The sequence below is a fragment of the Niallia circulans genome, assembly GCF_007273535.1.
In the GTDB taxonomy this organism is placed as follows: Bacteria; Bacillota; Bacilli; order Bacillales; family Cytobacillaceae; genus Niallia; species Niallia circulans_B.
Map to the genome: position 1 here is coordinate 381,645 of NZ_RIBP01000004.1, position 26,140 is coordinate 407,784.

Genomic DNA, 26,140 nt, shown 5'->3' on the forward strand with positions numbered 1-26,140 from the left:
GTGTTTAGAAAGGTTATCTTTTGATTTGTCCCAGCCTTTTTTTCATACGGTGGAACGGATGACAAGCTTTGCCTTCAGCTCAATTGGAGTTTCCTGTTTCTGCTCCTGCAGCTGCTGAAAAAGTTGGAACGAACGCCTTCCCATCTCGACAATTGGAAGATCCATTGTGGTCAGCTCAAGCGCTTCTGAAATCGGATGGTTATCATAGCTTAACAATGCTAAATCCTCTGGAATATTAAGCTTGTGCCGCCTCGCTTCTGTCATTATTCCGGCAGCTACCTGGTCACTCGTTACAAGCAGTGCATTTGGTCTGTCCTCTAATTCTAAAAGTTCCTTGACGACTCTTTTCCCATCCTCTATCGACAAGCAGCTATCAAACACCCATTCTTTAGCCACATGCAAACCTAGCTCAGCTAAGCCTTCATAAAATGCCTTTTCTCTTAGCTTGCTGTTTAAGCTTTTCGCTCTGTTCACACAATAGCCGATTTTTTTGTAGCCATTCTCATGGAGAAAATCAATACCTTGTCTGAAAGCGCTGTAATGGTCAATATACACTGCTGCAATATTCTTTTCTGCAACCTTCTCACAAACAATGATTGGATGCTCTTCTGCATATTTGCGGATAATGTCCATATTTGCAGTGTGGGAACAAATAATCATGCCATCCACCTGCTTGCTTTTTAACTTCTCGAGCGCTTCCATTTCTTTTTTCTCATCATAATTAGTCTGAAAAAGATTGATACTGTAATTATTCTTTAATGCTGCCTCTCCAATGCCATCTAATAGGTTTCCATAATAAGGGACTGCAATATAAGGCACCATAACACCGATCATGCTTGTCTTGCCACGAGAAAGATGGACAGCATTTAAATTTTGACTGTAATTTAATTTATTAATCGTCTCAAGGACTGCTTTTCTTTTGTCTTCTTTAACATAAGGATGGTTATTTAATACACGTGATACGGTTGTAACAGACACTCCTGATAATTCTGCGATTTTTTTTATATTTCCCATTCGCCCTCTTACTCCCATACGTTTTAGTCTCCTATAAAATACCAAGCATCACCGAAATTATCAATGGTGATTTTGACATGTTTCCTACCTTGTACCAAATTCTCCTTCTATTTCAGTTAACTTGTCCATATATATGTATTAATTAGTTTGGACTTAGTTAGGGTGATTGTTTAATGTCTGAGAAAATCGGCGCTATATTAATTGGCAGTCTTCTTATTGGAATTGGTGTTAATGGCTTTTTAGTTCCGCATCATCTTCTTGACGGCGGCCTGATTGGGATAGGGCTCATCCTTCATTATCATTATGAAATCCCGACAGGTTTGTCGATGATTCTAGTCAGCATACCAATTTATATCATTATATGGTTTTACAATAAACGATATATAGCCTATGGATTAATAGGTTTCTTAATTTCATCTGGTATGATTGACGTGTTTTCTTTTATGCGCGAAACATTCTCTACTAATATTATCATAAGCTCTGTAATTGGCGGGAGTATCATTGGAATTGGCATTGGGATAATGCTCCGATTTGATACGAGTACTGGCGGAACTGATATGCTTGCACAGATGCTTGCAAACATCTTCAGATTTCCTGTAGGCATCATTATATTTATAATAGATGGACTCGTCTTGTTAGGCGGATTAAAGATTGTTGGACTTTCCGTTTTAGCTGCTTCATTTTTAACGATTATATCTGTCGCCATCTTCACTACAATACTTACAAAAAAAATAGCTTCTGCATAAAAAAACTGCACTCCAATTATCGGAGTGCAGCATACTCACTATTCTTGCTCTTCTGGGATTAAAACTTGCCCGATTTTGCCCATTTTCAGTAATGTTTGCATGATGGAACGAGAAAGCTGGCTCGGCGGATATGGTTTAACCAAATAATCATTTGCGCCAAGTGCTATTCCCTTTTCCTTTTCATCTAATGCAGTGGAAACAACGATGGGGATATTTTTCATATTCTCTGAACTCTTCATTGCTTTCATAATATCCCAGCCATCCATTTTGTTGTCTTCTAGCATGATGTCAAGAACGAGGGCATCAGGCTGCACTTCCTCCATTTTCTTCAGGCCTTCTATTCCATTTTTTGAATAGAAGGCATGGAAGTCGCTTTCTTGCAGCTCTTGAATAATAAGCTCTGCCAAGCTGTAGTCATCTTCCACTACCATTACTTTATAACGGACCTTTTCGTCTGTTACATCCTTTGCAGATGTCTCCATATTCCACTCAACACTCGGGAAGCTCATGATGAATGTGCTGCCTTTGCCATATTCGGAGTTAATCGTTATATCTCCTTCATGTGCTAGCATGATTTCCTTAACAATTGCTAATCCCAAACCAGTACCGCCAATTTTACGACGGTCTGAATTATCTATTCTATAAAACTTTGTAAACAGCTTATCAAGGGCTGTTTCTGGAATTCCCAAGCCTTGATCCTTCACAGCAACCTTCAGGTATCCATCCTCTTGATAGATGCTGATATCTATATTACCGCCGTCAGGAGAATACTTGATGGCATTATTAATAATATTTGTGAATGCCTGCTCGATTTTTGATCTGTCACCAAGGATAAACGTATTCTTTTGTGAATTGTGGATATTAATTTGATGCTTTGTAATATTAACCTCTTGGTTCTCAACAACTCTTTCTAAGATTGGAAGCAATTCAATATATTTTTTCTCATATGTCTGTTTGCCTGCTTCCATTCGTTGAACATCAAGGAAGTCATTAATTAAAGAAGTTAATCTTTTTGTTTCTCCATATATTGTGTTCAAATACTTTTTCTGTCTATCAGGCTTCAAATCACGGTTTATAATTAGCTCAGTAAATCCAAGTATACTTGCAAGCGGTGTACGAAGCTCATGACTAACAGTGCTGACAAACTCAGACTTCATTTTGTCCACTTCATACTCCATCGTGATGTCTCTGTAGACAAAAACAGTCCCGAATTTTTCGTCCCCTCTGTATAAATGCTCACTGTATACTTTAACTATCCTATCTTCCCTTAATTTATAAATGAATGACTCTGTTTGAGAATCCTCCATCGACTGTTTGATATAGGAGATTAACGCATCTGTATCCTCTAGATTTTCTTGCAGCTTTCCTGTCCATTCCTGCCACTTCTGCCCACCAAGAATCTCTAGCTTGCCCTTATCAGACATAATTTCATAAAACTTGCTGTTCGCATGAATGATGTCACCTTTAGTGCTCACTAATTGGATGCCTTCTTGGACGTTGTTAAGAATATCTCTGTTCAAGATTCTATCCTTTTCTGTTTGTTCGAATAAATGAATCTTATCTAAAGAAATTCCGATTTGTTTTGCCAAAGCAATAAACTCTTCCATTTCCATTTCTGTGAAGCCACAAGCAAATCTGCTAAGCATCATAATCGCTGAAATACCGCCAGAAGCTGCTATTATTGGCACATAAAGATCATGTACTTTTCCTGTTTCAAGGTGGTAGCCTTTTTCAGATATATGCAAATCCCTTACGATTGTAAAAGGTGATTTCTCCATTTCAAGGCGATGAAACATCCCAGTATAAAGATGTCTTGTAAATTGCTCTGCTCCTTCATTGGAAATACCGTATGCTGCAAAGGCACTGCTTTCAACCTCTATAATAATTCCTCTGTCAGCACGAACAACGTCACACATATTTATAATGATGCTCTCAAGCACCTCCTGCTTATCAAGAGAGCTTGACAAACCATTAATAAACCTATTTCTGCGCATTAATGCATCTTCATTTAACTGAACAGTCTCAAGTACCTTTTCCAATTCAAATTGCTGTGCCTGCAGTTCATCCTGCTGTGCCTGCAGCTCTTCATTTTGGGCAAGTAAATCTTGTTCTTTTTCTTGAATGCTTAAATACATCTGTTCAAATGCAGTAGACAATGTCGCCAATTCATCTTCCCGATTTTTAACAAGTGTAATTTCTGCTTCATTTCCTTTAGCTACTTCATTTGCTGTAAGTGCAAAATCTGTTAATGGTTTGCCAATTCTTCTTACCATCATTCTGCCGAGAAGTAACACTATTGCTAAAACGATAATGATATATATAAGAAAAGCGACTTGCAGCATGGCAATATGACTTGTAAGCTTACTTACTTCATCCGTCAGCGACTTAGATACCGATTGAAGATAGCTTGTTTGCAACTGCTGAAAAGTATTAATTCTATCCGTTGCACCATTATTGGCAATGGAAGCAACAGCATCATTATCACCAGACTCAAAGTAAGCAATAGCTTCAGGCATAGCTTCATCAAAGTAAAAATGATAGAAGGACGAGAGTTCTGTTGAAAAACGAATATCCTCCTCTGTTGTCACCATTTTATCTAATTCATTGATCAGCTTAGCAACATCAGCTTGCTGGCTTAGTGCTGACTCCTTTAAATTCTCATTATTATAGGCAAAATACCCTCTGACATTAAACATAGCGCTGTTCAGCTTTGTTTCTATCTGTCTTACCGTCGCCTGCTTTTCAACAAGCTCTTTGCGGTTATTAACATATTCATTGTTAACAGAATCCTGTAAATAAACTAGTACAAGCCCACCTAATAAAAACAATAGAATGAAAAAGCATATTAAGGCCATAAATTGCCTTGATATGCTTTTTCTAATATAGGAATTAATCTTCATCAAGAATATCCCCTACTTTGTCTAGTAATGCGAGCGGACTAAAAGGCTTCGCCATAAAGTAATCTGCTCCGACTTCCAATATATAATTTTGTTCCGATGCTTGATTTTTCGCTGACAGCATCATTATTTTCAAATGCTTTTTCGCTTCATTAGCCCTTACCTTTTGGATTACTTCCAACCCAGTCATAATTGGCATCATATAATCTAATATTATTAAGTCATAGTCATGCTTTTCAATCAGTTGGAGAGCCTCTTCCCCATCTGGCGCTTCATCAACTGTATAATCTTCATCTTCAAGTGTGTCTACGATTAACATTCTCAAAACATCTTCATCTTCAGCCAACAATATTCTCTTCATGTGTCTCTCTCCCCTAATTCCCTACTTTGGAGAAGGCCTCTTGTAATATATAATAAGATTCTTTTAATCGTTCATGATAGGCAGGTTCTTCCCAATTGTCCCAAGTAAACTGCTTCGTATTTTCTAAGTGTATTTTGTTGTCACTTCCCATTTCAGGAAGTGTTTGCACAACCTTTTTATCCTTTTCCATCACGATAGCCATATGGATACCTTCAATTGTTTGGCTGCCTTCCATGCCCTTCTTCCACAAGTCGGCTATTATTTCCTTCTGACTCGGATCTTTTATATTCAATAAAGCCCATGGTATGCGGAGCTCTATTGTCTTCTTATCCTCACTTACACTAATATCGGTAAGGCTGTTAAAATCTTTACTAGTTGGATTCCCATTGCCGTATAATAATTCCCCTGTTTCATACGAATTGAACGGAATCGTTTCTCCTTGTATTTCCAGCTCTTTATTAAGGGCAAGTCTGATTGGATGGTATACACCATTATTCTTTTTACTCACATAGCTTTCTTTCTTTATCATGTTTAAAAGATGTCCATAATGGAAGTAATAAGAGTCATAGTAGCTGTCGATAAGAATATGTGAATCATTCTTTTCCCCAATTTTAACAGCAAAGTCGACGCCAAAATCTGTGTTCACTTTTTCTTTTCCTTCTAGGGCAGTACTTTTCTGACCTTGATCTGCAATTGTATCTAACAAAAGATAAGTATGATCCGTCTCAAGGTTAACCGGATCCTTATAATTAATCTTAAAGCTTAGCTGCTGCTCATCTGATGTAACACTTACATCTTGAATAGGATTTTCTTCCTTGTCAGCAGTATATAATGGCGAAACATTTAGCTTATTCCAATCCTCTGTGCTTCCATCTATATAGGTGGTTGGCTCATACTTTCCAGGATCAAAGCTTAACAGACCAAAATGCTGCTCATTTGTTTGGATATTGGACCAGAACGGCCGCCTGTTTGGATTATCATAATCCATTGTGTTCCATGTCCTTTTAAACCATTCATCCTGCCATGTAAACACAAGGCCACCTGCATATTTCTCGTCGAGTATCATCTGGAAAAGGCTCTTATCAATCTCGCCCTGCTCTGTCTCAGAAATAAAGCCTTGATTCATTCCATTAACATTTTCATGCGTTTTTCCACGTGATGCTGGTACACCAAACTCAGCCACCACTACTGGCATGTTATGCATCTTACGCAGCTGGTTTAAATAAGCCGCATAATTGCTTTGCTCACCTTGTTTATTCTTGTAGGTGGAATAGCTCTTCTCATAGTTTAAAAAGTCTGGATAATACGGATAGACATGATAGGCTGCAAACAGGCCTGCATGGAATTTATCTGTTCTCTTAATATGATTTGGATCAACGACTGCCTTGTCTTCATCCTTGCTCGGCTCTGCTGGATGGTCAAGCATATCTGTTGTCACCCAGTTCGTAAAGCTCATCGTATGCTGCCATTTGTATTGCTTTGCTTCATAATCTGCCGAGTAATCCATAAGCTTTGCAAGCCAAATCTCAAATGGAGAAGCTTTTTCTGTTTTGAAGTAAGTACCTTCATAGCTTTTTGCACCCTTGTGCTTATCATCCGTATAGTTGACAACATCTGGGTCCCACTCTGTTCCAAGCATGAATCCAAGCACATATGGAGATACGTCATACTCATACTTACCTGAAGCGTGGCCCGTTCTTTCCGGCAAATCCGCATTTCCGTGGATGATGTCAATCATGTTCTTGATTTCTTCCTTCGCATCCGCTGTTACTTCTTTAGAATAAGCATCTTGCTTTTCTGTCAGAACATCTTCATTAACCCAAGAGCCGTGAATCAGATACAACGGTTCTTTTGTACTTTGGTTATATTCATATAATGCTTGATAAAATCCTGGGGGATGCAATGTGTATACCCTGATTGTATTGGCATGCATTGCACCAATATCTTTAAACCAACGATAATATTCATCCTTTGTTATGGATGTTTCACCAGGAAATGCTCCAGGCTTGGAAATCCCCATATTAACACCTTTAATTACGAGGTCTTCCCATTTCCCATTCTTTTTAATCTGGATAAATTCATCATTTGTCCGACTGTTTGTGTCCATTTGACCAAACTTCACTGTTTCAACATTGCTTTCTTTAACTGCTGGCTTATGTAAACCGTCCTTAAGAAGACTTTTCATAATCGGTACATAAGTGTTCCAGTAAAAGGACTTTCGATAGGTGATGTATTTTTTCCACGTATCAAACCCGACTGTTTGATAAAGACTCGGCACTTCTGCTTCATCTGCATAGTCCCCTGCAAAATAATAGGAGGTATATTGTCCATTTGCGTTTTGAACAATTGCAGGAAAAGTGCTTGGTATATTATAACCTTTCAGTTTTTCCTTGCCTGCTTTTGATACTGGCAGTGTATATTGTGCAAGCACACCCTCCTGATCGTTTGCTTCAATAATGTCAAACCAGTAATCATATTGGGATTTCAATTCTTTATTCAAAACAGAGCTGCCTTTGTTTGTTGTCGTAAACTCGACACCAGTATCTGTTAAATCCTCGTTATTCAGAACAACAATATAATCATCTTTATTAATTAAAACAATACCAGAGCCTGTGAAACTCCATTCCTTGCCACTTTGCTCTTTATAGTTATCCCTTACCCAAACAGGAACTTCATCCCCATTTAAGTCAGAAAAATTCCTGCCAATCCAGCCACTCCACGATACATTAAGCAAAGTGGTGATTTTCTCTCTTGCCTCGTCACTTGTCGGACTAGCAAATGTGTTGAACTCAGCAATTAACGTCTTATTATCTGATTGGAAAAGAGCATTCTCTATTTTGTCAACATCCTCTGTTTCCAACCCGCCATATAATTTATCTGATCTCTCTCCAAGCGAATTGCTTCCATAGAATTCCTCTTCATATACTCCATACTGATCTGTCAAATACAGTACATCATAATTACTTAAATCGTCAGGGAGCTCACTTATCTTGTACTTGTTGTCATCTGTTGGCTTAAAGCCTTTATAATCACTTTGACTGTAATACTTGTCTTGATTCGCCTTCACATATTTTTGGTTATTCAATATGTAAACAAGCCCATTATGCTCCCTATATGTTTTATCTGGAACAGTTTTATCCATTATCAATACATTCAGTTCCTTCGTCTCCTTCAACTGCCAAAGCCAAAAGGGACTTAAAATGATGCCAATACCAAGTATGATTAACAGAAAAAACAACCATGTAGTTCTTCTTTTCATTTAGATACTCCTTTACGACTCATGTCTCCCCAAGACTTCTCACCTTTAATGAGCTGGAATATCCCTTCACAGCGCCAAAAAACGGTTAATGGCCTGTACCAGAGTGACTCTGTTAGCGAAAAGAAAAACAGCTTCAGCAAATGTGTTACCTTTGGATACTTGCGAAGGCTCCATTCCTCCAATAAAACTGCTGCCATTGAAAAAATCGATCCATATATACAGGATAATAAAAATATTAAAATGGCAAATTCTAAATAAATACCACCAAAGAAAATGGCAATAACAGCATATATATATCCTAATACTTCTACAATTGGACCGAAAAACTCAATCAACCAAAAATACGGGAAGGAAATCATGCCGATGCTTCCATACTTCGGATTGAATGTCAGTTTTCTGTGATTCCAGAGACTCTCAAACAATCCTCTATGCCATCTGCGCCGCTGTCTTCTTAGGAATTTAATATCCTCAGGAACCTCTGTCCAGCAAACAGGATCAGGAACATAGACAATTCGTTTATTGACCTTTGATTCCTTTAATATTCGGTGAATACGGACAACAAGCTCCATATCCTCACCAACCGTATCTGTTTGATAGCCGCCAGCCTTAATTACCCATTGTTTAGAAAACACGCCGAAAGCACCGGATATTATTAATAATAAATTATGTTTGCTTAGACCAATTCTGCCCATTAAGAAGGCTCTTAAATATTCAATAATTTGCATAATAACAAGAGGATGGTTAGATAAACCAATCTCCAATATATTTCCGTCCTTAATCTTACAGCCATTGGCAATTCGGATACTTCCGCCTGAAGCCACTACCTCTTCATTGCTGTCCATAATTGGCTTCATCACCTTCAGGAAAGCATCACTTTCAAGTACAGAATCGCCATCAAGGGAGCATATATAAGGATAGTTAGAAAAGTTCAGGCCTACATTTAAAGCATCTGCCTTCCCTCCATTATCCTTATCTATCAAGAATAGCCTTGGCAAAAGCTTTGATTGATAAATTGCCTTGATCGGCTTTGTTTCCACTTGCTTGCGGACAACCTTTTGAACCTGCTCCATATCATAATAATCAATCACCTTTTGCAGTGTCTGGTCCTTCGAGCCGTCGTTTACAACAATAATCTCATATTGAGGGTAATCAACACTAAGCAACGAGCGAATACTCGGTATGATTCCCGCCTCTTCATTGTATGCAGGAACAATGATAGAAACAGGCTTTGTGTACAGCCCATTTGCTATGTCCTCAAAGGATTGCTCCCTATTAAGTTGATATTCTCTGCGAAGCTGCACCATTGATACGATAAGAATTGCTGTGTAAAAAGTTATAATTAGAACCATATATATGGAAATAAACCCGCCGAAAAACAATACAGCATTTGACCACCATTCTAAAACCAACTTAATTAGCTCCTTTTATAAGACCTTTATTGATCCATTCCCAAGCCATATCTCTTGCAAAGGGATCTGTTGAATGCTGAAGCACATCTTCAAGCACTATCGTTCCATTCTTAAATTTCATAATTGATTCAGCTGCTTGAGACCTAACCCACCATGACCTATCATGGAGCAGCTCCTTTAAGAGTGATAAAGCGGTATCTCCCTTAACAAATCCAAGCAGCCTTCCAGCCATCATTCTTTCCTGCCAAACATCTGATTGACATAATGGCAAATAAGTATCTATGCTTGGTACAATTCCAATATTAGAAATGGCCTTTAAAGCTCTTAGTCTTAGCTCTCCTTCATAGGAGTTAAACACATCTTCCAAAAATCGAATATACTCAAGCTCCTTCCTAACACCCATTACGTCAAGAATTGCCAGCTTAAGCTCTTCCACACATTCATCAAACTGCTCAAGCATGCTCGCAAAGATATCTTGGTCCAGTCTTGTCAATATACTTCGAAAATCCTTTTCTGCTAAGTATTCCTGTTTATTGATAAGTAAAAAGATACCATCATACTGGAAAGAAGCAAGAATCCGGTATATTTGGATCTTTTCCTCCTTCGATTGCTTAGAATCTGCCTCAGCCAAAATAATCAATTCATCTTTTAACATTTCAAGATGGAAGCTTTCGATATGATAAAGTGTATTCATACGCGTGCTCCATTTTCGAGCAGTTACGTTTTTTCGATAATAATCTGTCAAGTTAGCTGCAGCTAACTCTCTTAGGCTTGCCTTCTCCTGTTCACCCTCAAGTACTTCCGTATACTTTGTAAGAAGCTCTTCAAGCGCCTCCTTTTCAAGTAATGATTCAGCAGTAAAGACAAGCTCATTACGTTTGTCCTGAAGCGTCAGAAAGACATCCTGTGCTATATTTTCCTTTATGTCGTTTATCTGTTTACGCCTGCTGTTTTCTAATACCTTTCTAATTACTAGATAGGCAAGGAGCACAAGCAAGATCAGAATGGAACCTGCAGCCACAACTGCTAATAAAATAATCTCCTTCGCCACGTTAAACCATCCTTTTAATGAGACGGACGATTCTTGCCTGCAGTTCTGTCAAACTAAAAGGCTTTGTCACGTAATCATCCGCTCCAAGCTTCAATGCTTCCGCAATATCATTTTCACTTTTTCTACCAGTAAGCATGAGTACATGAACATTATTGCGATACTGAGACTTCTTCACTATTTGTAAAATTTCAAGACCGTCCATGACAGGCATAATTCCATCCAAAATTAAGAAGTGAACTCCATTTTGAGTCAGCCTGTTAGAATCAAGGAATTGCATACCATCTTCATAGGCTTTCACGTCAAGACTGATATTATCAAATTCTAAGGAGCTGAAAATATTGATTAAGATCGAGCGGATAAGTGCGTCATCATCCACAATTGAAACATTCAATTGCTTTGTGGCTTTTGATATCTTAAGCTTGTTGGCTGTTTCCACCCTCGCTCTGCCACTTTCCTTCGCCAAATACAAAGCTTCGTCTGCGGTTTTTATTGCTGACTGCAAGCCTATTTCTTTGTTTTCAATTCGATAAATTCCGGCTGAAAATGTAAGTCGGAAGGTTTGTTCACCGTCTTTAAAGTCTATTTGTGAGAACTCTTCAAGCATGCGCTCCAAAACTTCTTTTATTTCTGTTTCTGTCGCCCTCTGGAACAGAATGACAAATTCTTCTCCACCATAACGGAACAGTGTATCTGTACTTCTAATACTTTTTTTCAAGAACTGAGCGAATTCCATCAGCACCTTGTCACCAACAATATGCCCATATGTATCATTAACGCGCTTAAAATAATCAATGTCTAAAACAGCAATTGTTCCGTTAGCATTAAGCCTCGCCATATCACTGATAAACCTACTGTAAGAATCCTTAAGAAATTTACGATTATACACTTGTGTCAATTCGTCAATTAACACAGATTGGTCGAATATTTTCTTTCTTTCTAAATGCCGTTCCACTCGTATTAAAAACTCCTCGACATCAATCGGCTTCTCAATAAAATCATCCGCACCCTTTTTGTATGCTGCAATTCTTGAATCTCTGTCTGTTTTAATACTGCACATTATTTTCGGAATAAATGCTCTATTTGTATGTTTTTGGATAACACTAAGCACCTCAAAGCCAGATTGCTCAGGCAGGTTAATATCAATAATGATGCAATCAGGATGCATATTATAGTATTGCTCTATCGCTTTTTCTGCTGTCGTGTTGGCAATAACCATCCAGCCTTTGCTTTCTAATTTATCTTTAAGGAAGATAAGCAGGGAAATATCATCATCAATAATTTGAATAAGCGGTGCATCACCATCCCTTAAATCGGGTGTTTTCCCAATTTCCTCGTGGAAATGTTCGTATTCATAGCTAATTTCCATAAGGCCGTTCAAAAAGTCTCTTAACTCCTGAATGGACCACGGACTTTTTCTATTTTCCACCTTTGCAAGCAGCTCTGAGGAAATGCTGTAAAGCAAATCAAGCTCCAGTGTTCCAGATGTTCCTTTAATAGAATGCAAAAACCGATAAACATCCCTGTTTTCAATCAATGCTTGCTCATTATTATCAAACCAACCTGTAAGCTGATTTTTCATCTTCGTAATCAATATGCTTTTATATTTATCGAAAATCATTTGCCACACCTCTTTTACATATTCCCTTACAAAAAACGTATCTATATTTGCCGTTCTGTGTTTTGTCTGGTTAGCTTTCCCCTCATAAATAAAAAAAAACCAGCTAAACTCATGAATAACGGCCGGTTGCACTAGTTGCTCCAAACAGCTTAAGTGCCCAAATAAAAGCTGTTTTTCATTGCAGTCCAAAAGGTCTATTATTATCATAAATAAGCTAGTATTATTGATGTTGTGGATATTGAATAAAGCCTATTATACATAAATCATGCTGAACTTAAAAGCCGAAATAAAAGAAATGCCAAGGATTAATGACCTATTTTTACTTACAAAAAAGTCCGAGTTGTTAGGAAAGACTCACAACTCGGACTTTTTTATGGTTTATTTTTATTATAATTACTACGAATATACCTAGTACGTATATCCTATCGTTCTTATTTTTGTAATTCTTTATTTTTTCTTGTACAGTTATCCATTGCAGCCATAACTGTTCCCCTAAACTGCAATTGCTCCAATGTGGCAATTGCTTCAATTGTCGTACCACCTGGTGTACAAACCTCATCCTTAAGAATGCCAGGATGCTTGCCAGTTTCAAGGACCATCTTCGCTGCACCAAGCAAACTTTGAGCTGCGAGACGATAGGATGTTTCTCTCGGGATGCCGCTTCGAACACCACCATCTGCCAGCGCTTCAATAAACAGAAATGCATATGCAGGAGAAGAACCGCTAATTGCAGGTATTGCATCCATCAACCGTTCTTCCATTACTTCAACCTTACCGAAAGACGTAAACAGGTCGACCGTATACTGTAATTCATCCTCAGATATATTCTGATTCGGACAAATTACTGTCATCCCTTCACCTACCAGGGATGGTGTATTTGGCATTGTTCTAATAATCTTGCTACTCATTGATAATTGCTCTTGCATATACGAAATATCAACACCAGCAGCGATTGTTACAATAATAGCATCCTCCTTTAAGGAGTCTTTAATTTCATTTAATACTTCTGTATGCAAATAAGGTTTTACAGCAAGGACAACGATATCACCGTATGATGCTGCAACCCTATTATCTGTTGTTGTCTTAATTTCATATTTTTTGGTTACCATTTCAGCAGTAGCTGCTGTTTTCGCACTTGCAATCAAAGCCTCGTGACTTGTGAATCCTGCCTTTAGCATGCCGCCGAAAATTGCCTGTGCCATTTTACCGCTGCCTATAAAACTGATTCTTTTATTATTCATGTTTACAAACCGTCCTCCTCTATTTATATTCTCTACTTTTACACAGTAAAGAGAGAAAATCAATCCCATTCGGAAAATTGTGATAAGAAGGGAAAAAGAGAATCGCAGCAGTATTTCTATCATTATGAACGGCTATAAAAAGAGGAGAAACAGATGATTAAGCTTTTAAATTTCGCATATACCTTACACTTATATTAATGAGCTAATATTTGCACTAAAATACATATCTCGCTGATTCAAGTTTCACTGCGACACTTTATTTTTGTTATAATAAAAGCATTGTTAAAGGCTTATCAATAATCGCTAAAAGCCAGGAGAACATCTCTCAAACATTAATGACATCCATAACCCAAAAACTTCAACAACCTGTCTTCACTAACTTATTCAGAATTTGCTAGGCGGCTCATATGATTGTTCTCTGGCAGAAAAATGTCATCTGGATTCCTCTGAAATATGCTTGCTATTTTGAGCGCATTATCATATGATAAACCTCGTTTTCCATTCTCAATTTGCCAATAGTAGGACTTCGTGATGCCTAGCTTACTGGCCATTTGCTGATAAGTATAGCCATACTCCTTCCTAATATAGCGCAATTTAATTCTAGTCATCCTATCACCTCTTCCCAGTCATAGCCGTTATATCTCCTTCTATTATACGTAAACCAGAGGTTAACTTCAACAATCTAATCACTAATTAGTTAACTTATTTATGAACATTTACTGTTAGCTATAAGTTAACTTATAATAGAAGCATCTAAGAAGAACGGGAGGAGTTTTATGAGTTTTCCAGAAAGACTTAAAGCACTTAGAAAGTCAGCTAATATTTCACAGCAAATATTAGGAGATGCAATGAACGTAACAAAAGTGTCTATTTCTGGATATGAAAATGGCAATCGTAAGCCAGATACAGAAACACTGCAAAACCTCGCAGATTACTTTAATGTGAGCACAGATTATCTTTTAGGCAGATCTGCAGTTATGGAAACTGCTTCACAGTATGGTAGTGACATACACTTAGAAATCCCTGCAGAAGATTACAGTATTCTTGTAGCCCTCCAAAGGTATCCTGACCTCCATCAGGAACTAAAGAAAAACCCAGATAAGGTTGCCGGTCAATTATTTCGTTTCTGGTCCTTTTTGCAGGAAGAACGCAAGCTCTAACTCACTTTGTACTAAGATATTCCTTAGTACCTCCGTTATCCCCCCAAAAAAAACTGAAGCTGTTTTAATTAAGAATACACTTAACTTTTCTATGCGCACAGCGTACAATAATAATAAATCGCATAAGAAAGGTTGGTATTTATGGCAGATATACTCAAAACTATCCCTCGTCCCCTTGTTCGAACAAACCAATGGGTCATTTTTCTTTCCACCTTATTAAGCCTGCTCTTTCATTTGCACTGGGCATTGCTCATTCCCCTTAGTGCAGGGCTGTTTGGCCTACTGTTTAAATGGAATCCAATCATGAAGTTTGCCGCTATGTTCCTAAGGAAAACCAAAAGTAGCTATATAGCGGAAGACTCGGATCAGCAAGCATTTAACCAAATCATTGCTGTCATCTGTCTTGCAGGGGCTGTCCTCTCCTTTCAATTAGGCTGGAGCATCCTTGGGACTGCCTTCACAATAATGGTAGGTCTTGCATCCGTTATTGCTATACTCGGCTTCTGTATTGGCTGCTTTATTCGTTTTCAGTGGCAGCAATACCAATATCGCCGAAATGCTGCTAAGACAAAATAAAAACGGCAGTCACTAAACTGCCGCTCTGCCAGAAGCTCTATTCATTCCCTAGCTTCTGGATATTTTCATATATACCTTGAATGTCCTGCAAAGAATTCAACAGTTCACTGTTTTGAAGAATATCAGGCTGAAAGGAACCATCCTCGATCGCTGTAATTGCATCCTCGACTCCCGCTTGAATTTTTTCATTCTGCTCACTTATTTGTCCATTCAAATCTTCCATTAATTGCGGCACTTCCACTTGATTAAACTCATCTATTTGTGCTTGGAAATCCTTTAATGTGCTCTCAAGCTGTTCAAATTTCTCTGGATTTGTTACAGCATCTTGTGCCATTGCAGGAAGCTCTTGTGCAAATGTTGCTGCCTCATTGGCATACTCTGTTGCTTCATTAACATAAGTAATAGTGTTTTTCGTCTCTTCAACAGGTGAACAGCCTGCTGCAATTACCAGCAGCATAGGTAATAACCATAATTTTTTCATTTAAATCACTCCTTTATTTTTTTCCCTTGCGCTTTTCCCATTCTTTTTTTAGTAAGGGCAGCCCTTTTTCTTTCAGCATTTTAGCACCTTCCTTTTGAACATACTTTTTCATAAGCTTTTTTATTGTCGACATCTTATCCCCTCCCTTCATTAACATTCTAAAAAATAGGCATAACAAAAAGACCTCACCAAATAAATGGCAAAGGTCTCACAAACAACATTTGTTGCCAACAAAGCCGAGGTCTCATTGACCTGTATTGACGACTTTATTGTCCTAGTTACTCCCCTTTTGACAAAGGATATGTTCATTCAATTATTAACTATATTATATAATATCATGAAATTTCAGTCAAATGAGTACCTTGTTTAGCTTAATGCAATAGCAAGGCTTGTCATTGCTTCCTTATACAATTTCTTATTCCTTTTATCTGAGGCATATGCAAGCAGCATTACGAGTGTATAAACTGCTTTAAACTTAGCAAGCTCCAAGGAAATAGCGTCCACCTCTCCATAAATAGAGAAAAATGCTTCTCTTTCATTTATATTGATTAAACTGTATACAATCGCCAAATCAATTGCCCGATGACCTATATGCACATCGCCCCAATCAATAATCGCTGTTAATTCCTTGTTTTGATTAACAAGCATATTGCCTAAGTGAAGATCACCGTGCACTAGTACATGCCTTTTTGGCACCTCGATTGGCTCGATTTTCTCCACATAGTTTCTCGCCATATGCAGAACCGGGCTCGAATCAAGCTCCAACAAAAATTTCAGCTTTTCAATCAATCTAGGCTTCCGTTTTTCTATATCAAGGCGGGCAAGTGTATCATATGGAACAGGTATATCCGTTAATTTGGCAATAGGTATATGATGGAGACACTTAAGAAACTCTGCAAGTGGCCGAATTAGTTTTGACCGATTACTTTTATCCAATTCAGCCGGCATATCACCAAGAAGATAATCATAACCTAAAAAGCTCCATTTATACTCTTTCGATTTTTCGCCAAAAAATATTGGCACAGGTATTTTCATCGGTAGCAAAGGTTGAAGAAATGGCAGTAACACAGCCTCCGTCTTCATAAGATTTTCTGCTATTTCCCTGCGGGGAAACCGAAACACATATTGGCCATTAACTACATATATCGTATTATCAAAGCCTTCCCCCAATTCCTTAATCGACTCCAACAATATTTCTGGAACCTGCTTGCGAATTAATCGAACTGCCAATTCTTTTTCAACCACAATCTCAGGCACCCAAGCTTCCCCCATATTCCCACCGCTTTCACAATTAAAAGATTTTTTTTATGTTTCTTTGTTTCCATACATTAGCTCAGTACTATGCGAATAAAGTTCAATAATATTTCCAAAGGGATCTTCACAGTATACTAAATGATACGGCTTTCCTGGCCACGTATTCCAAATATCACTTCTAATTATTCCGCCGGTCCTGCTTATTTCCTTAGCCTTTTCTTCCACATTATCAACAACTAAACAAATATGAAAAAAACCAGCTTCGTAAATTTGTTTTTGCTTCATGCTCGTTTTAGGATCTTGAAACTCAAACAACTCAATCCCTACTTGGTTATCGGCAGTTAAATGAGCATTTCGCATTTTTTTTATATGCTTTCCTAATAAATCATTTGTCATATTTTCACTGTCTTCTTCCTCTTGAGAAAAGGAGTACGGTCCAGCAATTAGCTTAAAGCCAAGTGTATTTTGGTACCATTCAATTGCTTTATTTAAATCATCAACTGCAAGTCCAATATGTGTTATAACTGCCAAAATCAACACTCCCTTATTGTTTATTCTTTTCTATATATTCCCACCCCTTTATCAGCCAAACAAAAAAGAGCTGGAATTTATCTACAGCTCCTATTTAATCATTTTTTATAATGATGTCCTTCGGTTCATCAGCCTTTGTTTTGATTATGAACATAGAAATCAACTGGACAATTGCGATACAGGCAAGCATTAAGCGCATATACATATGCGGTGCGAAGTAAGCACTTATACCGATGCAAATATAGCAGGTAGCCAGTATTTTTATTTTTTGTTTTTTCGTTAGTTCTCCTTTTTTAAACCCTTTAACGTATTCCTCATAAAATCTTGTTGAACGAAAATATGTATTCAGCCTTTCTGAGCTTCTTGTGTAAAAAAATGATGTTAGCAGCAAAAACGGAGTTGTTGGCAGTAAAGGCAGAAATATCCCGAGAATACCGATTCCTAAAAATATCGTTCCTAGCACAATATAAATCCATCTATATAATTGCTTCACTTTTCAATAATAGCTCCTTTCATCCAATCACACTTGCTTAAATAATATTGATTAGTAAGCAAGATTTCTTTTATACCTTCATTATAGACGTATACGAACCCTCTTGAAGAATCTTTTTTAATGTATACGCCAAAATTCATTTTTATGTGAACAAATAAAGAATTATTCAATCATTTGATCTTGCCTACCCTTTTTCTCACCTAAATACATAAAAAACTTTACTAGCAAAACAGCAGTAACAAACTGCACATAATCAAACAGAAATATAAACCCCACATTCATCCAGTGATAAAGCTGGATATAGTCAATTGCCTTTGCAAAGCCGCCAAGGACGATTCCTGTTCCAATGCTTGCGAATATGCCGCCAATATACACGTTTTTGTTTCGTTTAATACAGTATTGATATGTCAGCATAAATGTAACCGGAATGAAGGATGTGTTGATAGATAAGTTAATATTCATTAATGGTGTAAGTGGAAAAGGATGAAATACAAGTCCCTTCAATACGGCAACAGAATCTAAATAATTCATCAATGCATGAATGGCAAAGCCAAAGAATAAAATCTGAAAGATCCTTTTGCGATCAATGAATATGAGCAAAAGAATAAGTGGCGCTAAAAGGAAAAGGATATTAAGCCAAAAGTGCCAATTCTCAAAATCAGCAAAACGGCTCCAATACTCTGTATGAAAGTCATCCCCCTTGGCCGTCATTTCTCGCATCTTATCGACCATTTGCTGTTGTTCCTGCTTCATTGATAACACCTACAATTGTCTTTTTGCTACTTAACATCTCCAAATTACTTCTTAATACTCTTTAACGAGGAAAAAAATTGCACTTTTTTAGACTATCTGCCACAATATAAACAACATATATTTCCATGTTTTAAAAATGGAGGCAATAACATGACCAAAATCCATGAAACACAAATTGATGAAACTAAATATATGTACAATAAGGAAGAAATATTTGTACCCTCCGAATTTAAGGCAGCGCAGCAAGTAACTGGCGACCGTTTCCCAGAGCAGGATTATAATGTCAGCACATTTCCAAAGCCTGTCCGATATGCCGGCTATGTGCTTGCCACCTTCCTTGTCATAATGGTTGGCTTCGCTCTTTTTTCTATGTGGCTGTAAAAAGGCAGATGCTTTATGCATCTGCCTTTAGTTTTAAGAAACTAACAAATGTAAGTCACTCTAAGTTAATATCTTTCCTAGAGTGATTTTTCGTTTTATTTCCTCTTCACTTTTTATTTAGCAAGTGCTTCGTTCAAAAAAGCAGTTAAATGTTCAGCATTCGTTATTTTCTGATTGCATTCAGTACTGTCTGTACAAATTAAATTACCAATCGCCTTATAATAATCGGGATTTTTTGGGTTTTTTGCTTTTGTAACAGTAGAAAAATAAGTTACCTCTGTGAAGCAGTTACAAAAGGTGCAAAGATTTTTTTTACTTGTTGGTGTTAAACTGCCTTCAATCCCGACTAGCTTTCCATTCAACGCATAGACAATAAATTTCTTATTCGACCTTAAATCATTCCAGCATAAATACGTAAGCTTGCTGTAATCTATACTCTCTAAATCAGGCAGCTTTAACTTTTTTTGCTTTGGAAACATTCTCTTCAGCTGTTGCTCCGTAATTCTAGGAAAGGGCAATAAATAGGGTGCAAGTTGCTCAATATATCGATCATATTCTTTATCTGATTTTAGTTTAGAAACATCCAGCATGTCCTGTTGTTCTTGTGTTGCATTTTGAAAAAGGGCAGAGATTTTGCTATTGGCTAAATCAATCACCGCCGTTAACACTTTTTCAGGTACATTCTTTTTCATACTATCGTTTATTAAAGCAACCTGGCTTTTCACATAATTCAACTGTTCATTATTAATAAACTGGTTAGTCATTTCGTTTCTCCATTCCATTATTTCTATCCTTATTTTAAATGCTGAAACGACTTGCTTAAATGGATAAAATAACTTAGAAATGTTTTTTACATAAAAAGCACTGATGCTTAATTCATCAGTGCTTTTTATGTGTATAAACTATTTTCTTTATCGTTTCTAAAGACAGAAAATATTCCTCCGCTAATTGCGGGATACTTCTGCCATTTATAAAGGAATTTCTTATTTCGGCATTGCGGCAATCGAGCTGATGCCTTCCTCCACTTGAACTTCCCCATTTTCGATATTCTGATTGCTGCTTCGGAATATATATAGTTTCTCCCTGAATATATTTCTGGATCTCCAAAATCAGCTTTTCAGGAAGCACCTTATTTGCATTTGTATATTTCAATTTCGCTCCACCCCTTATTTAATAATGAATAAAAGGAGCAAAGCCAAAATTATTAGAAAAGCTTTTAGCGATATTTTTAAATATTTCGCCCCATGCAAAGTATCGCCTTTCCAATAACAGGCTTTGCATGAGTGGATGAAGTACTAGATAATTCTTTATGATTATCCATGTGTATACCTCCTTTACGTTTTTATTATATCGAAGTTCCCTCCGCAATTAAATTGTTTTTATCCTTTAAGTGTCGCATTCACACTCTAAGCCCATTATACATATATCATTACAGAACCCTTTTTATGCACTTTAAAGCTTTGAAGACAGGAGGAAAAGAAGATGAGTACGTCTGGTTTTGTCCCTGATAATACAAACATAAAGAAAACAAGTGGCACTCCTAATCTCTTTTTTGATTCTAAAAATAATGTCGAGTTTGAAAAGGATGCTGATAATATTATTTATAAAGTGACCTCAACCCAGCTCCCGGCAATGGTTGGTGGCGCTTTTGCAGATGTTTATCTTTCACGTGGGCATATACGAGAGCCGCATTGGCATCCTAATTCATGGGAATTAGATGTCATCGTCTCAGGTGAAGCACAAATCTCTATTGTTGATCCAGATACAAATAAACTGCACAAGTTTAATGCCAAAGCTGGTCAAGTTGTATTTATCCCTATGGGCTGGTGGCATTGGATAACTACGCTGTCAGATAAACTGCATATGCATCTCTTTTTCAACAACGACCAATTTGAGACTGCGTTAGGCTCAAATATGCTGCGGCTAACCCCACCAGAGGTATATCAGCTTTCATATGGGGTTGCTGCAGACAAAATCGCGGACGTTCTTAGCCCCATTGATTCTGCTGTTGAAATTGGGCCACCATCTAAATCTGCAGTCCGCAACCTAAAGAAGACAAAGAATTCGGAAATCACAAAATCTGCTAACCAATGCAAATACCTGAAATCAGAAGAAATAGTTGTTACTATTAGCGGCAAAAACATGAAGCTGTAAATGCTGACAATCCAGCATGGGATACCAACTATGTATTTTGATATCTTCATGTCCAACACAGCTAAAAAAAGCACCTCTAATTATTAGACATGACCAATAATTAGGGTGCGCTTCATTCTGTGAAAAGCATCAATACTTTGCGGGTTGGAAATGTATTAAGAAGACATTATAGAGAGGGATTGTGAAATTAAATTGGAAGAATGTTAAGAAGGAATTTTATTAAACAACTGTAACAAAATCGCGGACGTTAATACGGTATAGATCTGTACCAACAAGTATTAAAGCATATACTCCTGTTTTATCTTTAATTAATCCTTGGTAGGTTCCATATGTTGGTTGTCCATAGAAAGGAACAGTAGCTTGCAGTGTAAAGTAAATACCTTGATTTCTAGCTATCCCTGCAAACAAGCCCTGCTCTGTAATAGGGATATACTTAGCATAATCATCATGCTTCTTATCATCGTGTTTCTTTTTGTCATCATGTTTCTTTTTATCATCATGTTTTTTGTCGTCATCTTTCTTTTTATCCCACGGATTTTCTCCATTTGGAGGCATCATCATACTATCTTCCCCTTTATCTAATAAATTTTCTTCAGGTGCCATATCGTCCAATGGCTTGTCCACTTTCATACTTTTACTTTTGCGTTCTTGGTGCCCTTTGTGCTGCTTATGCTTTTCGAATAACAAAACTTCAAAATTAAATTTCATCAATTAGCTCCTCCCTCATGAATTCTTAATACTCTATACTATATTAATGCTCGTCCTTTAAAGAAACCGCATTCCCCCAAGAGTTCGTCCATTTTAACAGAAATAATAAAATCGTGGAGGTTAACGTTAAAACTCCATAAAAAAATAGGCGTACTTTAAAGTACACCACAGTCTCTTTTAGAGGTTATCATTTATCTCTTGAATAGCTGCTTTCAAGTCAGTCTGAGTTTCTAATAGTTTATTCCTTAAATGTTCATTATCAAAAGGATCACCTAAATAAAAAGCTGCGAAAGCCTGTTGCTTATATCTTGGTACAATATGCATATGAAAATGTGATAATTCGCTAAAAACTCCGCCATTTTGGCAAATCGTGATACCATCTGGTTTGTAAAGAGTCTTTACCGCTTTTGATATTACTCTTGCTGCTTGGAAACAGTAGCTTGCTGTTTCTGCATCCAGTTCATCCATATCCTCGTAATGTTTTTTGGTTACTATTAAAACATGGCCTTCATTGTAGGGATCATGGTCTGAAATACAGCTAACATAATCATTTTCAAATACTACATGCGCTGGGATTTTTTTATGTGCTAAATTACATCCTAAACAAGTCAAATTCTCACTACCCTCTGGTTCTAATTTACAAGCACTTCTTTTTTCCTAAGAAATATTCTTTGTAAAAAAGTAATCTCCTGCTTAAAAAATAATAATAGAGGGTAAAATTCCCACGTAATATGTGAACTTTTTTTGAGAACATATTATTAAATAACTCGCTCCTTAAAACATGAAAAGAGGGTTTAGGATGGACAAACATATTCAAGAGTTACAAGATCAGTTAAAGCCAGAACATAAAAATGTAGCCAAATACACGCAGCATGTACTGGAGGCACTTAATACGCTAACAGAAGAACATCGTCGCATAGTTTCCTCAAACGCACTCGCGGGAGTTAAGCCAGACGGTTGTGAAGAGCATGCTTTTTATAAAACAATTAATGACGTTAAATTCACACTTGTGAATGAATTACGCAAAACGGTTGATGATTTTAATCATTTAGGTGATAAGCATCATTCACATAATTATTCAGATGGTGTTAAAGAATAATTGGAGTGAAGTCGGGAGCAGTGAGCTCCCGACTTTTTTTGTTACAGTATTGTTTTAGTCATAATAAAGTCTATTTGTTCTTCCTCTCCCATATAAAAGGAATGAGATCCAGTCTGCACAAATCCGATTCGTTTATAAAAGGCGATGGCATTTTCATTCTTTTCCCATACACCAAGCCAAATTTTCTTTTTATTAAGCTGACGGGAAACGTCTAAAGCTTTATTAAACAGCTGTTTCCCAAGCCCAAGCTTCTGATACTGGCTCTTTACATATATTCTTTCCACCTCAAGTGACTCTGCCCCCATGGCTTCAGACTGAGCATCATCTATATTGACCTTTAAATATCCAGCTATTTCGGTATTAACAAAAACAAAAAAGAAATGGGAAGAAGTATTTTTCAGTTCTGTTTTTAACTTTTCTATAGTGAATGCCACTACCAAATAGGCAGTCATATTTTCAGGTGTGTTCTGATCTTTAAATGTTTCATTAAATGTTTCGTAGCTGATTTCTTGGAGCATGTTAACATCCTCAACCGTGCATTTTTTTATCGTTATAGCCATGTAAATATAATCCTCCTTTTTGGTTTCTACTCTTTATTTATTATTGCAATTACAACAATTATATTTTATATTAAGTATATCTTAATTTTGTTGTATTTACAACAATACTCAAGGAGGAGTAACATGAAATATATTGTTTTTATAGTAGGGATTGCCATCTTAACCATCGGTATTTCCTTTACCATTCAATCTAACCTTGGAACTTCACCTTTTGACGCACTTTTAGTTGGCTTGTCCATGAAAGTAGGATTGACTGTTGGAAGCTGGGAAATACTTCTCGCTGTTATCCTTATCATTTGCAATGCCTTATTAACGAAGCAAAAACCAGAAATCTTAGGACTTTTAACGGCATTTATAACAGGTTTCTTTCTTGATATATGGCTTTTCTTAATAGACAGCTTGCTAACACCTGAGCTATGGTACAGCAAAGTAATTTGCTTTACGATTGGGTTAGTTCTTATCGGTCTTGGGACTGCTATTTACCTACACACAAATATTGCCCCGATACCAGTGGATAAATTAACCTTAATTATCCAAGAATTAACGAACACAAATATATTTATTGCAAGAACATTCATTTATTTTTTATTTTTAATGATGGCAGTACTACTAAAAGGGCCAATTGGTGTTGGCACATTACTAACTGTTTGTTTAGGGGGAATGGTTCTCCATTTCTTCATGCCATATACCGAAAAATTTCTAAGGCATTATATAAATTATTCAAGTACATCAGAAAAGCAAAAGCCTTCCGTATAAACTGCTATATCAGCTCCTATTATTCACTTAACTTAACTAAAAAAGTGTTTATGAACAGTTAAAATTGTTAATGCTATGTAGCAATAAGGAGCTGATAATTATGTATGCAGAATTAGCTAAGAATGACCAAGGCAGATACGCTTTACCTAATGGCGAATATTTTACAGCAGATGACGACATTGAAGCTTTAATTAAGGAGCAATGGATTAAAACAACTGTTCATCATAATCATGATGATTATTATCTGGTCGGCTTTGCAGATATCCCTATGGAAGGCTTAATTGCCAAGTATCCTAATGTTGTTTAATAATTAGATAAACAGAAAAAAAACACAGCCCTGTTTAAGAGCTGTGCTTTTTTGTTTATGCATACATCTTCCCATTCTCTTCTTTGCGGAAAAAGCTCGTCATCGCGTTGAAGACATCTGCCTTCTGTCTCAACAAGTAATGCCTAAACTTTTCATTAGAGATGTTTTTGTAAGCAGACATTAATGTGCTGTGGCGGTTGTATTGATTTACCTCTCCATAACCAAACATATTGGACACTTCCATCAGCTCCTCGACAAGCTTCACACAGCGTGCGTTGTCGGATGTGAGATTGTCGCCATCTGAGAAATGGAATGGATAAATATTAAACCTGTTTGGATCGTATTTGTCATCAATCAGTTCGAGCGCTTTGCGGTAAACTGACGAACAAATCGTCCCGCCGCTCTCTCCTTTAGAGAAAAAGTCTTCTTCTGACACGACTTTTGCCTCTGTATGATGGGCGATGAATTCGATTTCCACTGTTTCATATTTCGTGCGGAGAAATCTTGTCATCCAGAAGAAAAAGCTTCTTGCCATATACTTTTCCCACAGTCCCATTGAACCGCTTGTGTCCATCATCGCCAGAACGACGGCCTTCGATTCCGGCTTTGTCACTTCATTCCAAGTTTTAAACTTCAAATCCTCTGGATAAATTGGATAAAACCCTGGTTTGTTGTTCATCGCATTTCTTTTAAATGCTGACATCATCGTACGCTTCTTATCAATATTGCCCATGAGCCCCGTTTTTCTAATATCATTAAATTCAATATTTTCGACTACAATTTGATCCTGTTCCTTTCGCTTAAGATTCGGCAGCTCTAATTGTTTAAAGAGTGCTTCCTCCAGTTCCATTAAGGACACTTCTGCTTCAAAGTAATCTTCACCAGCCTGGTCGCCGGCACCTTGCCCTTTGCCAGGTCCCTTTTGGCCGCCAGATCCATCTCGAGCCACAACATCGCCAACTTGGCTATCTCCGTTTCCTTGCCCAACATGTTTATTTTTATCATAATTATAGCGAATTTTATATTCATCTAAAGAACGGATAGGGATTTTCACTACTTCTCTTCCATTAGACATAACAATGTTTTCTTCTGTAATTAAATCGGGCAGATTATTCTTGATTGCCTCCTGTACTTTTTCCTGGTGTCGCTGCTGGTCATCATGGCCTTTACGATGGAGGGACCAATCTTCTTGGGAAATTACAAACTGGTGATTATTTTCAGGCTTTGTCATTTTTACCCCTCCTAAAAAAATTATTTGCACCATTTTCTGGTTCCATGCATAAACTAATTCGGGCACAACTTCCAAAAAATTAGTGATTACTCTATGATAT

28 protein-coding genes and 1 riboswitch are annotated in these 26,140 nt (G+C 37.2%); of the genes, 8 read left to right on the forward strand and 20 right to left on the reverse strand.

Going from position 1 to position 26,140, the window contains the following annotated elements; all coding sequences use genetic code 11:
- Window positions 1-42: 42 nt before the first annotated feature.
- Window positions 43-1,014, reverse strand: coding sequence for a LacI family DNA-binding transcriptional regulator (locus CEQ21_RS09790; RefSeq protein ID WP_185764458.1), 972 nt, complete (start codon window positions 1,012-1,014; stop codon window positions 43-45).
- Between the two features lie 173 nt (window positions 1,015-1,187).
- Between CEQ21_RS09790 and CEQ21_RS09795 the strand changes: the two genes are divergently transcribed.
- The gene (locus CEQ21_RS09795) at window positions 1,188-1,760 is read left to right on the forward strand and encodes a YitT family protein (RefSeq protein WP_185764459.1); all 573 of its coding nucleotides are present in this window, start codon (window positions 1,188-1,190) and stop codon (window positions 1,758-1,760) included.
- A gap of 38 nt (window positions 1,761-1,798) precedes the next feature.
- Here CEQ21_RS09795 and CEQ21_RS09800 read toward each other — a convergent pair whose 3' ends face one another.
- The 8 genes from CEQ21_RS09800 to CEQ21_RS09835 form a co-directional block, all read right to left on the reverse strand.
- Complete coding sequence (locus tag CEQ21_RS09800; protein WP_185764460.1) at window positions 1,799-4,660, reverse strand: ATP-binding protein; 2,862 nt, start codon at window positions 4,658-4,660, stop codon at window positions 1,799-1,801.
- A complete protein-coding gene (locus CEQ21_RS09805) occupies window positions 4,650-5,018 on the reverse strand; it encodes a response regulator transcription factor (protein WP_185764461.1) in 369 nt (122 codons plus the stop codon). The genes CEQ21_RS09800 and CEQ21_RS09805 overlap by 11 nt, the downstream gene beginning before the upstream one ends.
- A 13-nt stretch (window positions 5,019-5,031) precedes the next feature.
- Window positions 5,032-8,277: a hypothetical protein gene (locus tag CEQ21_RS09810; RefSeq protein WP_185764462.1), complete on the reverse strand. Its 3,246-nt coding sequence runs from the start codon at window positions 8,275-8,277 to the stop codon at window positions 5,032-5,034.
- Window positions 8,274-9,626 carry a glycosyltransferase family 2 protein gene (locus tag CEQ21_RS09815; RefSeq protein ID WP_185767213.1) on the reverse strand — a complete coding sequence of 451 codons (1,353 nt, stop codon included), beginning with the start codon at window positions 9,624-9,626 and terminating at the stop codon, window positions 8,274-8,276. Before CEQ21_RS09815 ends, CEQ21_RS09810 begins: the two co-directional genes overlap by 4 nt.
- 61 nt (window positions 9,627-9,687) lie before the next feature.
- Complete coding sequence (locus CEQ21_RS09820) at window positions 9,688-10,737, reverse strand: HEAT repeat domain-containing protein (RefSeq protein WP_185764463.1); 1,050 nt, start codon at window positions 10,735-10,737, stop codon at window positions 9,688-9,690.
- 1 nt (window position 10,738) lies between these two features.
- On the reverse strand, window positions 10,739-12,355 hold the full coding sequence (locus CEQ21_RS09825; protein WP_185764464.1) for a GGDEF domain-containing response regulator: 1,617 nt from the start codon (window positions 12,353-12,355) through the stop codon (window positions 10,739-10,741).
- Between the two features lie 112 nt (window positions 12,356-12,467).
- A riboswitch (cyclic di-GMP riboswitch) is annotated at window positions 12,468-12,551 on the reverse strand.
- Window positions 12,552-12,786: 235 nt separating this feature from the next.
- On the reverse strand, window positions 12,787-13,596 hold the full coding sequence (proC, locus tag CEQ21_RS09830) for a pyrroline-5-carboxylate reductase (protein ID WP_185764465.1): 810 nt from the start codon (window positions 13,594-13,596) through the stop codon (window positions 12,787-12,789).
- 380 nt (window positions 13,597-13,976) lie between these two features.
- On the reverse strand, window positions 13,977-14,204 hold the full coding sequence (locus CEQ21_RS09835; protein WP_185764466.1) for a helix-turn-helix transcriptional regulator: 228 nt from the start codon (window positions 14,202-14,204) through the stop codon (window positions 13,977-13,979).
- Between the two features lie 168 nt (window positions 14,205-14,372).
- Between CEQ21_RS09835 and CEQ21_RS09840 the strand changes: the two genes are divergently transcribed.
- Window positions 14,373-14,756: a helix-turn-helix domain-containing protein gene (locus CEQ21_RS09840; RefSeq protein ID WP_185764467.1), complete on the forward strand. Its 384-nt coding sequence runs from the start codon at window positions 14,373-14,375 to the stop codon at window positions 14,754-14,756.
- 141 nt (window positions 14,757-14,897) lie between these two features.
- Window positions 14,898-15,332 (forward strand): DUF4395 domain-containing protein, encoded by a 435-nt coding sequence (locus tag CEQ21_RS09845; RefSeq protein ID WP_185764468.1) that lies wholly within the window; start codon window positions 14,898-14,900, stop codon window positions 15,330-15,332.
- Between the two features lie 37 nt (window positions 15,333-15,369).
- Here CEQ21_RS09845 and CEQ21_RS09850 read toward each other — a convergent pair whose 3' ends face one another.
- From CEQ21_RS09850 to CEQ21_RS09870, 5 genes are all read right to left on the reverse strand, one after another.
- Entirely contained in the window at window positions 15,370-15,813 is a 444-nt protein-coding gene (locus CEQ21_RS09850; RefSeq protein WP_185764469.1) for a DUF6376 family protein, read from the reverse strand.
- 366 nt (window positions 15,814-16,179) lie between these two features.
- On the reverse strand, window positions 16,180-17,070 hold the full coding sequence (locus tag CEQ21_RS09855; protein WP_185764470.1) for a phosphotransferase: 891 nt from the start codon (window positions 17,068-17,070) through the stop codon (window positions 16,180-16,182).
- Window positions 17,071-17,118: 48 nt separating this feature from the next.
- Complete coding sequence (locus tag CEQ21_RS09860) at window positions 17,119-17,598, reverse strand: VOC family protein (protein ID WP_185764471.1); 480 nt, start codon at window positions 17,596-17,598, stop codon at window positions 17,119-17,121.
- Window positions 17,599-17,692: 94 nt separating this feature from the next.
- Window positions 17,693-18,091: a YbaN family protein gene (locus CEQ21_RS09865; RefSeq protein WP_185764472.1), complete on the reverse strand. Its 399-nt coding sequence runs from the start codon at window positions 18,089-18,091 to the stop codon at window positions 17,693-17,695.
- Between the two features lie 162 nt (window positions 18,092-18,253).
- Entirely contained in the window at window positions 18,254-18,844 is a 591-nt protein-coding gene (locus CEQ21_RS09870) for a hypothetical protein (protein ID WP_185764473.1), read from the reverse strand.
- A gap of 150 nt (window positions 18,845-18,994) precedes the next feature.
- Between CEQ21_RS09870 and CEQ21_RS09875 the strand changes: the two genes are divergently transcribed.
- Window positions 18,995-19,225 (forward strand): hypothetical protein, encoded by a 231-nt coding sequence (locus CEQ21_RS09875; RefSeq protein WP_185764474.1) that lies wholly within the window; start codon window positions 18,995-18,997, stop codon window positions 19,223-19,225.
- A 113-nt stretch (window positions 19,226-19,338) separates the two neighbouring features.
- Here the strand turns inward: CEQ21_RS09875 and CEQ21_RS09880 are convergent, their stop codons facing one another.
- Window positions 19,339-19,989, reverse strand: coding sequence for a FusB/FusC family EF-G-binding protein (locus CEQ21_RS09880; protein ID WP_185764475.1), 651 nt, complete (start codon window positions 19,987-19,989; stop codon window positions 19,339-19,341).
- 115 nt (window positions 19,990-20,104) lie between these two features.
- Window positions 20,105-20,377: a CD3324 family protein gene (locus tag CEQ21_RS09885; protein ID WP_185764476.1), complete on the reverse strand. Its 273-nt coding sequence runs from the start codon at window positions 20,375-20,377 to the stop codon at window positions 20,105-20,107.
- A 330-nt stretch (window positions 20,378-20,707) separates the two neighbouring features.
- Between CEQ21_RS09885 and CEQ21_RS09890 the strand changes: the two genes are divergently transcribed.
- Window positions 20,708-21,379, forward strand: coding sequence for a cupin domain-containing protein (locus tag CEQ21_RS09890; protein ID WP_185764477.1), 672 nt, complete (start codon window positions 20,708-20,710; stop codon window positions 21,377-21,379).
- A 219-nt stretch (window positions 21,380-21,598) separates the two neighbouring features.
- On the opposite strand, the gene CEQ21_RS09895 is transcribed toward CEQ21_RS09890, so the two are convergent.
- Both CEQ21_RS09895 and CEQ21_RS09900 read right to left on the reverse strand, forming a co-directional pair.
- Window positions 21,599-22,090 carry a hypothetical protein gene (locus tag CEQ21_RS09895; protein ID WP_185764478.1) on the reverse strand — a complete coding sequence of 164 codons (492 nt, stop codon included), beginning with the start codon at window positions 22,088-22,090 and terminating at the stop codon, window positions 21,599-21,601.
- 174 nt (window positions 22,091-22,264) lie between these two features.
- A complete protein-coding gene (locus CEQ21_RS09900) occupies window positions 22,265-22,699 on the reverse strand; it encodes an HIT family protein (protein ID WP_185764479.1) in 435 nt (144 codons plus the stop codon).
- A gap of 187 nt (window positions 22,700-22,886) precedes the next feature.
- On the opposite strand from CEQ21_RS09900, the gene CEQ21_RS09905 reads away from it, so the two are divergent.
- Window positions 22,887-23,186: a hypothetical protein gene (locus tag CEQ21_RS09905; RefSeq protein ID WP_185764480.1), complete on the forward strand. Its 300-nt coding sequence runs from the start codon at window positions 22,887-22,889 to the stop codon at window positions 23,184-23,186.
- Window positions 23,187-23,227: 41 nt separating this feature from the next.
- On the opposite strand, the gene CEQ21_RS09910 is transcribed toward CEQ21_RS09905, so the two are convergent.
- Window positions 23,228-23,746, reverse strand: coding sequence for a spermidine/spermine N(1)-acetyltransferase (locus CEQ21_RS09910; RefSeq protein WP_185764481.1), 519 nt, complete (start codon window positions 23,744-23,746; stop codon window positions 23,228-23,230).
- Between the two features lie 123 nt (window positions 23,747-23,869).
- Between CEQ21_RS09910 and CEQ21_RS09915 the strand changes: the two genes are divergently transcribed.
- On the forward strand, window positions 23,870-24,502 hold the full coding sequence (locus tag CEQ21_RS09915) for a YczE/YyaS/YitT family protein (RefSeq protein ID WP_185764482.1): 633 nt from the start codon (window positions 23,870-23,872) through the stop codon (window positions 24,500-24,502).
- Between the two features lie 100 nt (window positions 24,503-24,602).
- Complete coding sequence (locus CEQ21_RS09920; RefSeq protein WP_185764483.1) at window positions 24,603-24,809, forward strand: DUF5348 domain-containing protein; 207 nt, start codon at window positions 24,603-24,605, stop codon at window positions 24,807-24,809.
- Between the two features lie 55 nt (window positions 24,810-24,864).
- On the opposite strand, the gene yhbH is transcribed toward CEQ21_RS09920, so the two are convergent.
- Entirely contained in the window at window positions 24,865-26,040 is a 1,176-nt protein-coding gene (yhbH, locus tag CEQ21_RS09925) for a sporulation protein YhbH (RefSeq protein ID WP_127736547.1), read from the reverse strand.
- Between the last annotated feature and the right edge of the window lie 100 nt (window positions 26,041-26,140).

Bases quoted from the DNA above. Each gene is read 5' to 3' on its own strand.
- CEQ21_RS09790 (WP_185764458.1), bottom strand. From the start codon at position 1,014: ATGGGAAATATAAAAAAAATCGCAGAATTATCAGGAGTGTCTGTTACA.
- CEQ21_RS09795 (WP_185764459.1), top strand. From the start codon at position 1,188: ATGTCTGAGAAAATCGGCGCTATATTAATTGGCAGTCTTCTTATTGGA.
- CEQ21_RS09800 (WP_185764460.1), bottom strand. From the start codon at position 4,660: ATGAAGATTAATTCCTATATTAGAAAAAGCATATCAAGGCAATTTATG.
- CEQ21_RS09805 (WP_185764461.1), bottom strand. From the start codon at position 5,018: ATGAAGAGAATATTGTTGGCTGAAGATGAAGATGTTTTGAGAATGTTA.
- CEQ21_RS09810 (WP_185764462.1), bottom strand. From the start codon at position 8,277: ATGAAAAGAAGAACTACATGGTTGTTTTTTCTGTTAATCATACTTGGT.
- CEQ21_RS09815 (WP_185767213.1), bottom strand. From the start codon at position 9,626: ATGGTTCTAATTATAACTTTTTACACAGCAATTCTTATCGTATCAATG.
- CEQ21_RS09825 (WP_185764464.1), bottom strand. From the start codon at position 12,355: ATGATTTTCGATAAATATAAAAGCATATTGATTACGAAGATGAAAAAT.
- proC (WP_185764465.1), bottom strand. From the start codon at position 13,596: ATGAATAATAAAAGAATCAGTTTTATAGGCAGCGGTAAAATGGCACAG.
- CEQ21_RS09835 (WP_185764466.1), bottom strand. From the start codon at position 14,204: ATGACTAGAATTAAATTGCGCTATATTAGGAAGGAGTATGGCTATACT.
- CEQ21_RS09840 (WP_185764467.1), top strand. From the start codon at position 14,373: ATGAGTTTTCCAGAAAGACTTAAAGCACTTAGAAAGTCAGCTAATATT.
- CEQ21_RS09845 (WP_185764468.1), top strand. From the start codon at position 14,898: ATGGCAGATATACTCAAAACTATCCCTCGTCCCCTTGTTCGAACAAAC.
- CEQ21_RS09850 (WP_185764469.1), bottom strand. From the start codon at position 15,813: ATGAAAAAATTATGGTTATTACCTATGCTGCTGGTAATTGCAGCAGGC.
- CEQ21_RS09870 (WP_185764473.1), bottom strand. From the start codon at position 18,844: ATGAAGCAGGAACAACAGCAAATGGTCGATAAGATGCGAGAAATGACG.
- CEQ21_RS09875 (WP_185764474.1), top strand. From the start codon at position 18,995: ATGACCAAAATCCATGAAACACAAATTGATGAAACTAAATATATGTAC.
- CEQ21_RS09880 (WP_185764475.1), bottom strand. From the start codon at position 19,989: ATGACTAACCAGTTTATTAATAATGAACAGTTGAATTATGTGAAAAGC.
- CEQ21_RS09890 (WP_185764477.1), top strand. From the start codon at position 20,708: ATGAGTACGTCTGGTTTTGTCCCTGATAATACAAACATAAAGAAAACA.
- CEQ21_RS09905 (WP_185764480.1), top strand. From the start codon at position 22,887: ATGGACAAACATATTCAAGAGTTACAAGATCAGTTAAAGCCAGAACAT.
- CEQ21_RS09910 (WP_185764481.1), bottom strand. From the start codon at position 23,746: ATGGCTATAACGATAAAAAAATGCACGGTTGAGGATGTTAACATGCTC.
- CEQ21_RS09915 (WP_185764482.1), top strand. From the start codon at position 23,870: ATGAAATATATTGTTTTTATAGTAGGGATTGCCATCTTAACCATCGGT.
- CEQ21_RS09920 (WP_185764483.1), top strand. From the start codon at position 24,603: ATGTATGCAGAATTAGCTAAGAATGACCAAGGCAGATACGCTTTACCT.
- yhbH (WP_127736547.1), bottom strand. From the start codon at position 26,040: ATGACAAAGCCTGAAAATAATCACCAGTTTGTAATTTCCCAAGAAGAT.